This window comes from Streptomyces sp. NPDC087440 (genome assembly GCF_044744005.1).
Classification (GTDB): domain Bacteria; phylum Actinomycetota; class Actinomycetes; order Streptomycetales; family Streptomycetaceae; genus Streptomyces.
Genome location: NZ_JBIUXN010000006.1, coordinates 27,819 through 42,403, shown reverse-complemented (window position 1 = coordinate 42,403; position 14,585 = coordinate 27,819). Strand labels below are relative to the sequence as shown.

The following is a 14,585-nucleotide window of genomic DNA, read 5'->3' as shown; positions in this document are numbered from 1 at the left end:
TCTAAATTCTTTCCGGAACGGGGTTTCCCGCCGCCGCGACGGCCTGCCTCACGGGTACCCGCGAGAGCAGAACGAATCCCACCGCGAAGAACACCACCAGGGACACGATCGCGTCCCGGTAACTGCCCGTGAGCTGGAAGGCGAGCCCGAACACCAGGGGCCCCAGCCAGCTCATCCCGCGGTCGCTCATCTCGTACGCCGCGAAGTATTCGGCCTCCTTGCCGCGCGGCACCAGGTGCGAGAACAGCGACCGGGACAGGGCCTGGCTGCCGCCGAGCACCAGGCCGATGGCGCTCGCCAGGACGAAGAACCAGACGGGCGCCCCGGCCGGGAGGAAGTAGCCCACGCCGATCGTCGCCGTCCACGCGACGAGCGAACCGAGAATCGTCCGCTTGGCTCCGTAGCGCTGGGCCAGACGCCCCATCCCCAGCGCCCCGAAGACCGCCAGCACCTGCACCAGCAGGATGGCCGTGATCAGCGTCGTCTGGGTGAGCTTCAGCTCCTCGGAGCCGTAGACCGACGCCTGCGAGATCACCGTCTGCACACCGTCGTTGTAGATCAGATAGGCCAGCAGGAACGACAGCGTCAAAGGATGCCGGCGCATGTCCTTCAGCGTGGCGACCAGCTGACGCCACCCCTGCCCCATGGTGAGCCGACTGCCGTCGGTGGCCACCTTGCGGTCCCGCAGCCGCCGCAGCGGCACGAGTGCGAACGCGCCCCACCAGACGCCCGCGGAGGCGAGACAGATCCGTACCGCCGTCGCCTCGTCCACACCGAAACCGTCGTGACCGGTGTACAGCACCAGATTCAGTACGAGGACCAGCGCACCGGAGGTGTACCCGAAGGCCCACCCGCGCGAGGAGACCCGGTCGCGCTCGTGCGGCTCCGCGATCTGCGGCAGGTAGGCGTTGTAGAGCGACATCGACACGGACAGCGCGGCGTTCGCGACGATCAGGAGCACCGCGCCCAGCGCGTAGCGGTCGCCCTCCAGGAAGAACATGCCCGCCGTCGCACCGGCCCCGATGTACGCGGAGACCGCCAGCAGCGGCTTCTTGCGGCCCGTGCGGTCGGCGATGGCGCCCACGAAGGGCATCACCACGACCGCCAGGACCACCGAGACCGACACCGCGTACGCGAACAGGGAGCCCGCGCGCACCGGTATGCCCAGCGGATGGACGTAGCCCTCGGCGTCGGCGGCGGCCTTGGCGACCGTCGTCAGGTACGGGCCGAGGAAGACGGAGACGACGCTGGTCGAGTAGACGGAGACGGCGAAGTCGTAGAAGTACCAGCCCCGCTGTTCGCGTTTGCGCTCCGCCGGTGAACCGGTCCGTGAACCGGCAGGCTGATCCGTTGCTTCCGTCCCCACGCGCATTCCCCGTTCTCACCCCGTGCCGACGCGCGGACGGGCGGAGTGGGGGCGGGTCAGGCCCAGGCCCCCCGCTCGGTCAGCACCGATCGCAGCGCAGCGATCCGGTCCGTCATGATGCCATCCACGCCGAGATCCACAAGGGCTCGCATACGAGCCGGATCGTTGACGGTCCAGACATGCACCTGGAGGCCGAGCGCGTGCGCCGTCGCCACGAAGCGCCGGTCCACGACGCGCAGCCCGTTCTGCGTCTCCGGCACCTGCGCGCACACCGCGCCGCGCCGCAGCGGGGCCGGTACGCCCAGCGAGCGCAGTCGCAGCGCGAGGACGCCCCGCACGCCGTACGACGTCGCCAGGCGCGGGCCCGCGAGCCGCTGCGCCCTGGCCACCCGCGCCTCGCTGAAGGAGCCGACGCAGATCCGGTCCCAGGCGTTCGTGCGGCGCACCAGGTCGACCAGGGGCTCCAGGGCGGGCCCGGCCTTGATGTCGACGTTCCAGCGGGCGTCCGGGAACTCCTCCAGGAGCTCCTCGAACAGGGGGAGCGGCTCGGTGCCTGCCACGCGGGCCTCGCGCACCCGGCTCCACGGCAGTTCCGCGATCTTGCCCCGGGCGTCGGTGACGCGGTCCAGGGTCGGGTCGTGGAAGGCCACCAGCCTGCCGTCGGCGGTCGCGTGGACGTCCGTCTCGAAGTACCGGTAGCCCTCCTTGGCGGCCCGGCGGAAGGCCGTCGCGGTGTTCTCCAGGCCGTCGGCGGCCCCGCCGCGGTGGGCGAAGGGGAGCACCGGTGCCGGATGGTCGAGGTAGCTGTGCCGGAGTGCGTCGTTCACCGGGGCAGTATCGCCCGGGGCTGCTCGGGGTCGGCGACCGGCTCGGACTCGGGCACGGCGGCCGTCTGCCGCCCCGGATTCGTCTCCGGTACGGCGAACAGGCGCAGGAAGTACTGCGAGAGCGGGCCGATCGACAGGGCGTAGGCGACGGTGCCCGCCCCCAGGGTGCCGCCGAGCAGGAACCCCGTCGCCACGACGACGATCTCGATGCAGGTCCGCACCAGCCGGATGGAGCGCCCGGTCACCTTGTGCATGCCGGTCATCAGGCCGTCACGGGGGCCGGGGCCGAAGCGGGCCGCGATGTACAGGCCGCCGGCGAGGCCGTTGAGCACGATCCCGCCGATCATCAGGGGGATCCGGGCGCCCAGGGAGTGCACCTCGGGCATCAGGGCGAGGGTGCTGTCCATGGCGAGTCCGATCACCACCACGTTGGAGACGGTGCCGAGACCGGGACGCTGTCGCATCGGGATCCACAGCAGCAGGACGAGTGCCCCGACGATGATCGACACGACGCCGATGGCGAGCCCGGTGCGCTCGGCGAGACCCTGGTGCAGCACACCCCAGGGCTCCAGTCCGAGGTTCGCGCGCACCAGCACCGCCGAGCTCACTCCGTACAGCGCCAGACCGATGTACAGCTGTGTCAGCCGCCGGAAGAGATGGCTGGTGGTGGTGTGCGATGACCCGGACATGAAGGCGCCCCCTGGGTAGTGGTGGTGGACCGATGCATGACACTCTGTGGCCTGTATGGACAAGCCATCCATGGCCAATCCGGGGAAGGTGGACTGATTTCATGGCGCAGTGGACTTCGGCGGTGGGGGCGGCCCAGCTCGCCCGCCAGCTCAACTCCCAGTCCCGCCCCTCCGGCCCCGGCGTCCGCAAGCCGCCCGCCTACCGGGCGCTCGCCGACGGGGTGCGCCTGCTGGTGTTGGAGGGCCGCGTCCCGGTCGCCGCCCGGCTGCCCGCCGAGCGCGAGCTCGCGGTGGCCCTCGCGGTGAGCCGCACCACGGTCGCCGCCGCCTACGAGGCGCTGCGCGCGGAGGGCTTCCTGGAGTCCCGCAGGGGAGCGGGCAGCTGGACGGCGGTCCCGGCGGGCAACCCGCTGCCCGCGCGCGGCCTGGAGCCCCTGCCGCCCGAGTCCCTCGGCTCCGTCATCGACCTGGGCACGGCCGCCCTGCCCGCCCCCGAGCCCTGGCTCACCCGCGCCGTCCAGGGCGCGCTGGAGGAGCTTCCGCCGTACGCCCACACGCACGGCGACTACCCGGCCGGGCTGCCCGCACTGCGCCAGATGCTCGCCGACCGGTACACCGCGCGCGGCATCCCCACCATGCCCGAACAGATCATGGTCACCACCGGTGCGATGGGCGCCATGGACGCCATCTGCCACCTGTTCGCCGGGCGCGGCGAGCGGATCGCGGTGGAGTCCCCCTCGTACGCCAACATCCTCCAGCTGATGCGCGAGGCGGGCGCCCGGCTGGTGCCCGTGGCCATGGCCGAGGGGCTCACCGGGTGGGACCTGCCGCGCTGGCGCCAGGTGCTGCGCGACGCGGCGCCCCGGCTGGCGTACGTCGTCGCCGACTTCCACAACCCCACCGGTGCCCTCGCCGACGAGGAGCAGCGCCGCGCCCTGGTGGAGGCGGCCCGCTCGGCGGGCACCGTCCTGGTCGCCGACGAGACCATGACCGAACTCCACCTCGACGACACCTACGCGATGCCGCGCCCGGTGTGCTCCTTCGACCCGGCGGGCTCCACCGTGCTCACCGTGGGCTCCGCCAGCAAGGCGTTCTGGGCGGGGATGCGCATCGGCTGGGTGCGGGCCGCGCCCGAGGTGATCCGCAGCCTGGTCGCGGCCCGCGCGTACGCCGACCTGGGCACCCCGGTGCTGGAGCAGCTCGCCATCAACTGGCTGATGAACACCGGCGGCTGGGAGCAGGCGGTCTCGGTGCGCCGCGCCCAGGCCCGGGAGAACCGGGACGCCCTGGTGACCGCCGTCCGCCGCGAGCTGCCGGACTGGGAGTTCCACGTGCCGGACGGCGGGCTCACCCTGTGGGTGCGCACGGGTGGGCTCTCCGGGTCGCGGATCGCGGCGGTGGGGGAGCGGGTCGGCGTACGGGTGCCGTCGGGGCCGCGGTTCGGGGTCGACGGGGCCTTCGAGGGATACGTACGGCTGCCGTTCACGGTGGGCGGCCCGGTGGCGGAGGAGGCGGCCGTGCGCCTGGCCGCGGCGGCGCGTCTGGTGGAGTCGGGGGCGAGCTCCGGGACGGAGACGCCGCGCACGTCGGTGGCGTGAGCCCGGACACGACAGCGCCCCGCGCACCTCAAGAGGTGTGCGGGGCGCTGTCGTCGGGTCGGTCAGCCCTCCGCCGGCACCGGGTCGACGTTTCTGACGTCCTCGACCGGCACGGAGCGCTCGGGCAGCAGCTCCAGCACGGCCTGCCGGTGCGTCTCACTGGTGGCGTCGTCGTACGGGTCCGGGGTGACCGGCACCTGGAGGCGCATCACCGGCCCGGTGCCGAGACGGGCGTAGCCGCGCCCGGGCGGGACGTCGGGGGTCGGCGTGGTGTGCGGGGGAGCGCCCAGGACGTGTTCCACCTCGTCGGGGACCGAGGGGCCGAGCACCACGCGGGCGCGGGTGTGCGCGCGTACCGACTCGTTGAGCGCGTCCAGGGTGTCGAACTGCTCGGCGACCACCACGGTGACGTTCGCCGCCCGGCCGTGCCGCAGGGGCACCTGGAGCAGCTGCTGCGGGTCGGTGCGGCCGTCGGCGGCGGCCAGGTGCGCGAAGACGCTGGGGCGGTCCAGCAGGATCCACAGCGGGCGCCGGGTGTCGTCGGGGGCGGGTTGGCCCGCCTGCCGGGCCCGGTTGGCGGAGATCAGCCGGCGCTCGGTCTCGGCGGCGGCCCACTCCAGACCGGCCAGCGCGCCGGACAGGCCGCACTCGACGGCCAGCACCCCGGTGCGCCCGGTCAGGCACGCGTACTCGCCGGTGCCGCTGCCCTCCGCGATCAGGACGTCGCCGTCCTCCAGCGCCTGCAGCGCGATGGAGCGCAGCAACGTGGTGGTGCCGCTGCCGGGCTGGCCGACGACCAGCAGGTGCGGCTCGGTGGAACGGGGACCCGTCCGCCAGATCACCGGGGTGGCGTCGTACGAGGCGTCGCCGCCCTGCACCGGCACGGTGCGCGGCACGGCGTCGGCGTCGGTGAAGCCGAGCACGGTCTCGCCGGGGGCGGTGACGAAGCGCTGGGCGGCGATCGTCGTGGGGAGCGCGTCCAGCACCGTCATGACGAGCTGGTTGCCCTCCTCGTCCCAGTCGAAGCGGTACTCGCGGCCGCGCCCTGACTTGGCGCCGAGCAGCTGCTCGATGCGGGCCCGGGAGGAGGCCTCGCCGTCCGGGAAGTAGGCGGGGTAGCGGATCAGCAGCCGGGACGGGCGGTTGCCGTCGTCGAACTCGTACTCGCTGAAGGCCTTGTCCCACGCGCCGCCGTGGGCGAAGAGCGGGTCGGGGTCCTCGGGGACGGAGAAGTAGGGCACCAGCGCCTCGTAGAGGGACTGGAGCCGCTCGGTCTGTTCGGGGGCGGGGCCGGTCTGCACCGGGGCGCGTTCGTGACCCTTCCAGGCGGCCGCGGCCATCACCGTGATCAGGGCGAGCAGCGGCCCGTACGGGATGAGAGCGACCACGAGGATGACGGCACCCGCGAGGAAGAGCGCGGGGCCGCGCTTGTCCTTGGGGGTCGCCGACCACTTGGTGCGACCCGCCGCGGCCAGCTTGCGCAGGCCGCGGCTGATCGTGATGAGCGGATGGAGCACGTCCGTGGCGCTGTCGGCGGCAGTGCGCGCCAGCTCGCGGCTGCGGGCCACCGAGGCACTGCTGCTGCTCAGAATGCGGGGGAGGGGACGCCGGGCCACGTCGGACTCCTGTGGTGGGAAGAGTGGGGGACGCGGGGTCAGAACTTGATCCCGCCCAAGAGGCTGGCGAGGCTCGCCCCTCCGGCCTTGATGCTCGGGGCGATGGCGGTGCCCGCGAGATAGAAGCCGAAGAGGGCGCAGACCAGTGCGTGCGACGCCTTGAGCCCGTCCTTGCGGAAGAACAGGAAGACGATGATGCCGAGCAGCACGACACCCGAAATGGACAGGATCATGAGGATTCTCCTGGTTGGTGGGGACAGTCACCATGAGTTCTTCCAGGCTCACAGAAAGTATCTATGCCGCAAATCGTGCGATCGGGTTAATTTTCGTCTTTTTCACTGGACCGGCCGAGCCTGTCGACCTCGCAGTGATCTTTGCCGTACGGAGCCCGGGTCATGTCGCGACGGGGGCAGTACCCTGTCGATTCACTCGTACGGCTCTGCCGTGCGCCCAGGTCACCGCATGTGAAAGGCAGGCAGTCCGCGATGAGCGAAGCAGTGGACCCCGAGGTCGTCGAGCTGGCGAGCAAGATCTTCGACCTGGCCCGGCAGGGCGACGCCGGGGCCCTCGCCGCCTACGTCGACGCGGGGGTCTCGCCGAACCTCACCAACGAGCACGGGCAGACGCTGGTGATGCTCGCCGCGTACCACGGGCATGCGGAGGCGGTGGAGGCCCTCCTGGCGCGCGGCGCGGACGCGAACCGGGCCAACGACCGGGGGCAGACGCCGCTCGCCGGAGCCGTCTTCAAGGGTGAGGACGCCGTCGTGCGGGTACTCGTCGCGGGTGGCGCCGACCCGGCGGCCGGGACGCCCTCCGCGGTGGACACCGCCCGGATGTTCGACAAGAAGGACCTGCTGGAGCTGTTCGGCGCCCAGTGAGGCGTTCCTGGTGAGGGAGTCCCGGGGGGCGTCGGAAATGTGGTCGCGGCGGCGAAATCGCTGGGCCATGATGACGACGGATTCACAAACACCAGGTGCGGGCATCAGTCGCCGCATTACGGATATGTGGAACGGGCCCACTCGGGGCCACCGATCGAGAGGCAGAGGATGATGGTCAGCATCAAGCGAAAGACTGTGACGGGCGGCCGGGCATGTTGGCGCACCGCGTAGGAACGGCACGTTTCCCCGGTTGCGTCGACAGCTTGATGTGAGGCCTTTTCCCATGTTCGAACCAGTCATAGCGCCGAGCGGCACCCTGCTCGGCCTCCTGCAAAGGGGCAGGGGTGACGGCACGCTGCACGCGCTCGCCGCACCCCGCCCGGAAGCCCTCGCGGCCCTCAACCACTGCGTGCTCAACGACCCGCGCCACGACTGGCAGGTCGAGAACCGCTCGCTCTACTACGCCCGTCTCTACCTGGACCTCGACGGCGGCCTCGACGAGATCGAGCGCCACCTCTTCGACGTCGAGGACGTCCTGGACACCGACGAGAACCGCACCGGGCTGGCGCTCGCCGTCCTGGGGCACCTCGCCTCGTACGGCAGGGACGACGCCCTGATGCTCCTACGCACGTATGCCAGGACCGGTGCCAACTGGACCTGGGCGCTGGACGAGCTCGCCCTGCGCGACGACGACAGCGGGCTGCGCTCGCTGGCGGGACCGGTGCTCTCCCGGTTCGCGACCACGCCGGAGGGCGACGCCGAACTGGCGGCCGTCGTCCGTGACGCCTTCGAGCCCCGGCCCTGGCGGCTGTGGGCCGAGGATCCGCGGGAGTCCGTCGGCGGCCGGGTGCGCGCGGCGCAGGAGCAGGGCTCCTTCGACCGATGGCAGCGCCAGCTGCGACCTACCGGGCCCCGTCCGGGGTGGAGCGTCGAGGCGGTCTTCGAGTGGGCCCAGCAGGGGCTGGAGCGCGGGTCCGTGCTCCATGTGCCCGCCGCCCGGTGCCTCACGGCAGTGGCCGGCCCCGAGGATCGTTCAACGATCCTCCAGGTGGCACGTGACGGTGCCGACGGTGCGCGCTGCACGGCGCTGCACTACCTGGCCGAGTCACGCGACCCGGCCGTCCTCGACCTGATCGAGGCGGCCGCCGACAGCCCGTCACGGACCGTCGCCGAGGCCGCCGTCGCCGCCTTCGAGCGGATGTGCGGTCCCGAAGCGGTGGACCGCGCCCGCGGGTGGGTGCACCGGCCGGACGCCCTCGGATCCTGTGCCGCCGGAGTGCTCTCCTGCCGGGGCGGGGCGCAGGACGCGCCCCTGGTCCTCGGCGCACTGCGCGAATCCGTCCGGGCCGACGGCCCCGACGCCCCCTTGCTGTGGACCCTGGTCGACGGCGCCGGACGGCTCGGCATCTGTGCTGCGGCCCCCGTACTGCGTCACATCTACCGGGAGACCGCCTCCTCCCACTTGCGGCAGCGCGCGGCAGGCGCCCTGGCCGCCACCGATCCGTCCTTCGCCTCCGGCTTCGCCGTCGAGTGCCTGTGGGACTGCGAGGAGACGACGCGGGAAGTCGCCGCCCGGCACGCCGAGACCGGCGACGCGCGCGTGGCGGACCGGCTGCGCCGGCTGGCCGCCGATCCGGCCGAGGAGGCCGAGGTGCAGACCGCCGTACGCAGCCGGATAGGACCGGACGCGACGGCCGTATGAGCGCGGGGGCGGTGGTCCCGGACGGAATCCGGGACCACCGCCCCCCTTGCGTACCGGGAGTCCCCCGGCCACCCGGTACCGCTCGTCTCAGGCCACCCGGTACTGCTCGTCGCGGGCGTCTGTGACGAACATCTGGCCCGGTGCGTGCGTCAGCGCGAACGGCGGCCGCGACGCCGCGACCACGGCCTGCAGCGTCACCCCGCACGCCCAGAACACCGGGATGTCTCCTGGTACGGACTCCACCGCGTCCCCGAAGTCGGGCCGGGACAGGTCCGCGATGCCCAGTCCGCCCGGCTCCCCGCAGTGCACCGGAGCGCCGTGCACGGCCGGCAGCAGCGCGCTCTCGGAGATGGCCGCACCGATCCGGTCCGGCGGCACCGGCCGCATCGACACCACCATCGGCCCGTGCAGCCGCCCGGCCGGACGGCACGGCCGCCGGGTCGTGTACATCGGCACGGTGCGCCCCTGCTCGACATGGCGCATCGGAACACCCGCCGCCACCAGCGCCGTCTCGAAGGTGAAGCTGCACCCGATCAGGAACGACACCAGGTCCGGGCGCCAGTGCCGGAGCACGTCCGTCGGCTCCTCGACCGGCTCGCCGTCCCGCCAGACCCGGTAGCCCGGCAGATCCGTCCGCAGGTCCGCGCCCGGCGCCAGCGGCGTCGTCCACGCACCGGCGTCGGTGACGTCCAGCACCGGGCACGGCTTCGGATTGCGCTGGCAGAACAGCAGTACGTCGTACGCCCAGTCCGCCGGCACCGCCAGCAGGTTGGCCTGCGCGAAGCCGGGCGCCCACCCGGCCGTCGTGCTCCGCAGGCCCGTACGGAACCGTTCCCGGGCCTCGCGCGGCGCCCGCGCCGTCGACACGTCCGTCACGCCGCTCACACCAGCTCCCGACCGCGCGTCTCGGGCAGCCCGAACAGGGCGACCACGGCCAGGCCGTAACCGACCGCCCCGAACACCAGCGCCCCGCCCACGCCCCAACTGCCCGACAGGAACCCGACCAGCGTCGGGAAGAACGCCCCCACGGCCCGGCCCGTGTTGTACGTGAACCCCTGGCCCGTGCCGCGCACCGCCGTCGGGTACAGCTCGCTCAGGAACGAGCCGAAGCCGCTGAAGATGGCCGACATGCAGAACCCCAGCGGGAAACCGAGCACCAGGATGAGGCCGTTCGCGCCCATCGGGATGTTCGTGTACGCCAGGATGCAGGCCGCCGAGAGCACCGCGAACAGGGCGATGTTCTTCTTCCGGCCGAGCACGTCGGTGAGGTACCCGCCGCACAGGTAGCCGATGAAGGCCCCGGAGATCAGGAACGTCAGATACGCCCCCGTGCCGACCACCGTCAGACCGCGCTCCGACTTGAGGTACGTCGGGACCCAGGTCGCCAGGGTGTAGTAGCCGCCCTGCACACCGGTCGACAGCAGCACGCCGAAGAGAGTGGTGCGCAGCAGGTCCCGGCGGAAGATGGCGCTGAAGGACCCCTTGTGGGCGCTCTCGCGCCGCTGAGCCGCCGCCTCCGGGGCGTCGCTCACATTGCGGCGCACGTACACCAGCAGCAGTGCGGGCAGCGCGCCCGTCCAGAACAGCACGCGCCAGGCGGTGTCCTGGTCGAGGAACTGGAACACCAGCGTGGAGACGATCACGGCCAGCGCCCAGCCCGCCGCCCACGCGCTCTGCACCGCGCCCAGGGTGCGCCCCCGGTTCTTCGCGGTGGCGTACTCGGCGACCAGGATCGCGCCGACCGCCCACTCGCCGCCGAAGCCGAGCCCCTGGAGGGCCCGGAAGAGCAGCAGCGTCTCGTAGCTGGGGGCGAAGCCGCACGCGACGGTGAACACCGCGTAGGTGGCCACCGTGATCATCAGGGCCCGCACCCGGCCGACGCGGTCGGCGACGATGCCCGCGATCGCGCCGCCCACCGCCGACACCACCAGGGTGACTGTGGTCAGCAGGCCCGTCTGCCCGTTGTCCAGGGCGAAGTACGCGGAGATCGCGAACATGCCCAGGGGGAGGGTGAAGAAGTCGTAGGAGTCCAGGGCGTACCCGCCGAACGCGCCTCCGAAGGCCCGTCGCCCCTTGGGGCCCAGAGCGCGGAGCCAGCCGAACGGGCCGCCGTCCTGGGGAAGTTCGCCCTGCTGCTTGTGTGCCTGTGTCGTACTCATCTGCGCCTCGCTCGTCAGGGGAGGGGAGAGCCGTTCAGGGACGGTGCACTCCCAGGGGCCGGATGCCTTCGGGGGACGTGCACTTTCGTCAACGTAGAGGATTGTTGAACGATCCGACAAGACTCCTGTCCGCACATTCTTCGTTCCCACGAAGTCTTCTACGATAGAGACACGCGCCGGAACACGCCGGTGAGCAAAGGGAGTTGGGGGCACTGCCGTGACGACGGACACCGGAGTCAACAGCCTGGCGGACGACCGCCCACTGCTGGGCCGCACCAGCACCGCGGAGCGCGTCGCCGACGTCCTGCGCACCCGGATCGCCGAGGGCTACTTCCCGCCGGGGGAGCGGCTCTCGGAGGACAGCATCGGCAAGGCGCTCGGCGTCTCCCGCAACACCCTCCGCGAGGCGTTCCGGCTGCTCACCCACGAGCGCCTGCTCGTCCACGAACTCAACCGGGGCGTCTTCGTCCGGGTGCTCGCCGTGCAGGACGTCGAGGACATCTACCGCACCCGCCGCCTGGTGGAGTGCGCGGTCGTACGAGGGCTGGGCGAGCCGCCCTACACGACCGACGCCCTCGACGCCGCCGTTACCGAGGGCGAGAGGGCCGCCGCGATCGGCGACTGGAAGCGCGTCTCGACCGCCAACATCCACTTCCACCGCGAACTGGTCGCCCTCGCGGGCAGCCCCCGCACCGACGAACTCATGCGCAGCGTCCTGGCCGAACTGCGCCTCGCCTTCCACGTCGTCTCCGACCCGCACGGACTGCACCAGCCCTACCTGGTCCGCAACCGCATGATCGTCGGCGCACTCGACCTCGGCGACAGCGCCCGCGCCGAGGAACTCCTCGCGCGCTACCTCGACGACTCCCGCGCCAACCTGGTGAAGGTGTACGCCCGCCGCATCGAGAGCGGCGACTGGGGAGTCTGAGCGGCAGCCGCGGCCCAGGCGGTTCGCACTCCTCGAACCGGTGTCGCACGCGGTCCCATCTGGGCCGTTTCGACCGTTGTCAGTGCGAGGACCTAATCTGTGCCACGTGACTTCGCCTGCCTCGACGGATACCGCCACGGAATTCGTTCCGCCCCAGCTCAGCGCGGGGCCGCGCCCCGCCCCGGGCCCGGCCGCCGACGAAGGGCTCGCGCGGCGACTGCGCGCCCTCGCGTGCACCGCGCCGCTGCACGACCTCGACGTGCGCAAGGCCAACCTGGCGGGCGAGTACACGGTCTACGCGATGGCCGAGGTGGCCCTCGCCGCGATCGACCTGATCACGCTCAACATGGACTTCGACACCGGCGCCGACCACGAGCAGATCGTCTCCCGGCTGCTGCCCCGCGTCGCCGCCCAGGCCCCCCGCCGCCCCGCCGCCGAGCACGAGCGCGTCGCCCGCTGGGTGCTGGAGAACCTGATCAACGTCGGCAGCGTCGACCGAGGCTTCCGCGCCGTCTACGGCACCTTCTCCGCCGACGGCGTCTACACCCGCCGCGACTACGACTTCAAGCTGGTCGAAGAGGTCGCCGGGTACGGCGGCGGGGTCTTCCTGCGCACCACCGACGAGGCCGTCAACGTCCTGGTCGGCGCCCTCGACACCGACGTCACCAGCGCCCAGATCGCCGCCGAGGTCAAGCTGGAGGTCCTGATCAACCGGGGCCGTCTCGCCGACGCCCAGCTCGCCGCCGAACAGGCCCGCTACCGCACCGTCCAGTACGCCGAGACGCTGCGCCGCACCCTGGAGGCCACCCGGCGCAACGTCCGCGCGGTCGACTGGCTCAACGCCGTCCCCGACATGATCGCCGAGGCCCTCGACCACGTCGCCGACCGCTACCGGCACGAGAACGCGATCCTCACCAACATCCGCAAGGCCCGCGACGAGTCCGAGGAGCCCGAGCAGAAGCGCCGCGCCGCCGAGCTCGTGGACATCGTCAAGGACTGCATCCGCCGCCACACCCAGCTCCAGTCCCGCCTCCTTGAGGCCGGACCGCTGTTCCGCGCCGAGCAGGACCGGCAGGCCTTCGCACCGCTCTCCGCGCACTCCGGCCTCGACCTGTACGGCCAGTTGGTCGCCCCGCTGCTGCCGCTGCCGCTGGAGCGCGCGATCCGCGTCACGGACGCCTTCTTCGCCCACGGGGCCGGTCTGCGCACGCCGACCTCGGTGCGTGTCGGGGACCTCGTCGACATACTCCTCACCCCTCCCGTGGAGCGCGAACACCTGGGTGCGGAGATGCCCGAGCCGGATCTCATCGCGACCCCGGACGACAGCCGCTTCAGCGAGGAGCAGCTCGCGGACGCCATGGTCCTGCTCGACCTGCCGCACGACGCGCCCCGCCGTCTCTCCGGCCTGCTCGCCGAGGCCCGTCGCACCGGTGGCCACGACCTGGCGTACCTGGTCGCGCTCCTCTCCGTGCACGCCGCGAGCCCGCCGGTCGGCACGGCCTACCGGCAGGGTGAGGAGCGCCTCCTCTTCGCCGTCGACGACGGCACCCAGCTCGACGACCCCGACTTCGGCGGCGCCGACCTGATCGTGGGCACGGCCCTCCTGGACACCGCCGGAATGGCCACCGGCCGCGCGGAGGCCTCATGAGTTCCCTCAGCTCCCCCCGCCCCTTCGGGCAACAGGTCTGCCTGAGCCTCCCCAGCCCCCTTGGGCAACAGGTCTGCCCGAGCCTCCCCAGCCCCCTTGGGCGGCGGGGCCGCCCCCCGGGGGCGGAACGGGCGGGCAAGGGGGCGGACCCGCACCGTCGCGTGCGGCCCGCGACCCCCACCCCCCGGCCCACCCCCGCGCCGGCCGCGCGCCTCGACACCGCTCAGCCCGCCCCCGCCCCCACCACCCCGCACCCCCTCCCCGTACCCCTCAAGGAGCACCCGTGAGCGACCCCCACGCAGACACCCCCGCGTGGAGCAGCGACGCCGTCGAGGCCCCCGCAGCCCCCGCCGCGGTCACCCCCGCCGACGCCTCCGACGCCGCCCGCCTCGTCTCCTTCGGCCTCCAGCCCAAGCTGCTCCCGGCCCGCGACGCCGAATACGCCGACCTCCTGCGCCGCTACCGCGAGGAAGCCCCCTTCGCCCGCCTCGCCGACGCCGTCGCCACCGGCCTCGGCCTCGTCGTCCTCGAAGTGTCCACCCGCGCCGGAATGGCCGTCTCCGCCGACGAGGACTCCGTCTTCGCCGTCCGCATGGGCGACTACGCCCGCCGCGCGTCCGCCGAGTCCGCCGACCGCTTCCTGCACGGCCTCGCCCACCTCGCGGTCGCCGCCATGGCCTTCCCCCGCCCCGAGGACCTCGCCGACGACGGCTACATCGGCCGCCTCACGGTCAACGGCGTCGACGCCTTCGTCCGCCAGGCCTGCCGCCGCCTGGAGGAGCGCGCCGAGGAGACCGGCGAGAACACCGACCCCGCCACCGACGCCCCCGGCCTCGAATCCGCCTGGCGCGTCTACTCCCGCCGCAGCGCCACCGGCGCCACCAAGGACGCCCGCCGCCTCGCCGGTTCCACCACCGGCATCGTCGGCAAGGCCATGGCCTTCCTCACCGACTCCGGCTTCCTCCAGCGCACCGGCGACGACGCGGGCGGCTCCTACCGCACCACCGCCCGCTACCAGCTCCAGGTCCGCGACATGGCCGGCAGCGCCGCCATGGCCGAACTCCTGGACCTGGGTGTCGTCCCCGTCACCGACGGCACCGCCACCCTCGTGCCCGCCGCCGACACCGACGACCTCGACCTCCCCGCCGACGCGGGCCTGCCCTTCCACGCGTAG

Annotated in this window: 13 protein-coding genes; 6 read left to right on the top strand and 7 right to left on the bottom strand. The window is 72.6% G+C overall.

Going from position 1 to position 14,585, the window contains the following annotated elements:
- Nucleotide 1: 1 nt before the first annotated feature.
- Genes ACIO3O_RS14805 through ACIO3O_RS14795 form a run of 3 tightly spaced genes read right to left on the bottom strand, consistent with a single transcriptional unit; the run spans nt 2 to nt 2,882 of the window.
- Nucleotides 2–1,372 (bottom strand): MFS transporter, encoded by a 1,371-nt coding sequence (locus ACIO3O_RS14805; RefSeq protein WP_401745331.1) that lies wholly within the window; start codon nt 1,370–1,372, stop codon nt 2–4.
- Nucleotides 1,373–1,422: 50 nt separating this feature from the next.
- Nucleotides 1,423–2,193, bottom strand: coding sequence for a glycerophosphodiester phosphodiesterase (locus ACIO3O_RS14800; RefSeq protein ID WP_401745329.1), 771 nt, complete (start codon nt 2,191–2,193; stop codon nt 1,423–1,425).
- Nucleotides 2,190–2,882: a YitT family protein gene (locus ACIO3O_RS14795; protein WP_401745327.1), complete on the bottom strand. Its 693-nt coding sequence runs from the start codon at nt 2,880–2,882 to the stop codon at nt 2,190–2,192. Before ACIO3O_RS14795 ends, ACIO3O_RS14800 begins: the two co-directional genes overlap by 4 nt.
- A gap of 101 nt (nt 2,883–2,983) precedes the next feature.
- Between ACIO3O_RS14795 and ACIO3O_RS14790 the strand changes: the two genes are divergently transcribed.
- Entirely contained in the window at nt 2,984–4,480 is a 1,497-nt protein-coding gene (locus ACIO3O_RS14790; protein ID WP_401745326.1) for a PLP-dependent aminotransferase family protein, read from the top strand.
- A 62-nt stretch (nt 4,481–4,542) separates the two neighbouring features.
- On the opposite strand, the gene ACIO3O_RS14785 is transcribed toward ACIO3O_RS14790, so the two are convergent.
- Together ACIO3O_RS14785 and ACIO3O_RS14780 are read right to left on the bottom strand one after the other, a co-directional pair.
- Nucleotides 4,543–6,096, bottom strand: a complete 1,554-nt coding sequence (locus tag ACIO3O_RS14785) for a hypothetical protein (protein WP_401745324.1) — start codon at nt 6,094–6,096, stop codon at nt 4,543–4,545.
- 38 nt (nt 6,097–6,134) lie between these two features.
- The gene (locus ACIO3O_RS14780; RefSeq protein WP_018534760.1) at nt 6,135–6,329 is read right to left on the bottom strand and encodes a hypothetical protein; all 195 of its coding nucleotides are present in this window, start codon (nt 6,327–6,329) and stop codon (nt 6,135–6,137) included.
- Nucleotides 6,330–6,581: 252 nt separating this feature from the next.
- Between ACIO3O_RS14780 and ACIO3O_RS14775 the strand changes: the two genes are divergently transcribed.
- Nucleotides 6,582–6,974: an ankyrin repeat domain-containing protein gene (locus tag ACIO3O_RS14775; RefSeq protein ID WP_401745322.1), complete on the top strand. Its 393-nt coding sequence runs from the start codon at nt 6,582–6,584 to the stop codon at nt 6,972–6,974.
- Between the two features lie 283 nt (nt 6,975–7,257).
- On the top strand, nt 7,258–8,676 hold the full coding sequence (locus ACIO3O_RS14770) for a HEAT repeat domain-containing protein (protein ID WP_401745320.1): 1,419 nt from the start codon (nt 7,258–7,260) through the stop codon (nt 8,674–8,676).
- Between the two features lie 87 nt (nt 8,677–8,763).
- Here the strand turns inward: ACIO3O_RS14770 and ACIO3O_RS14765 are convergent, their stop codons facing one another.
- On the bottom strand, nt 8,764–9,561 hold the full coding sequence (locus ACIO3O_RS14765) for a putative hydro-lyase (protein WP_401745318.1): 798 nt from the start codon (nt 9,559–9,561) through the stop codon (nt 8,764–8,766).
- Complete coding sequence (locus tag ACIO3O_RS14760) at nt 9,558–10,835, bottom strand: MFS transporter (RefSeq protein ID WP_401745316.1); 1,278 nt, start codon at nt 10,833–10,835, stop codon at nt 9,558–9,560. The genes ACIO3O_RS14765 and ACIO3O_RS14760 overlap by 4 nt, the downstream gene beginning before the upstream one ends.
- 217 nt (nt 10,836–11,052) lie before the next feature.
- On the opposite strand from ACIO3O_RS14760, the gene ACIO3O_RS14755 reads away from it, so the two are divergent.
- The 3 genes from ACIO3O_RS14755 (at nt 11,053) to ACIO3O_RS14745 (ending at nt 14,585) form a co-directional block, all read left to right on the top strand.
- Complete coding sequence (locus ACIO3O_RS14755; protein WP_401745315.1) at nt 11,053–11,763, top strand: GntR family transcriptional regulator; 711 nt, start codon at nt 11,053–11,055, stop codon at nt 11,761–11,763.
- A gap of 106 nt (nt 11,764–11,869) precedes the next feature.
- Nucleotides 11,870–13,411: a hypothetical protein gene (locus ACIO3O_RS14750; protein WP_401745313.1), complete on the top strand. Its 1,542-nt coding sequence runs from the start codon at nt 11,870–11,872 to the stop codon at nt 13,409–13,411.
- Between the two features lie 283 nt (nt 13,412–13,694).
- Nucleotides 13,695–14,585, top strand: coding sequence for a hypothetical protein (locus ACIO3O_RS14745; RefSeq protein WP_401745311.1), 891 nt, complete (start codon nt 13,695–13,697; stop codon nt 14,583–14,585).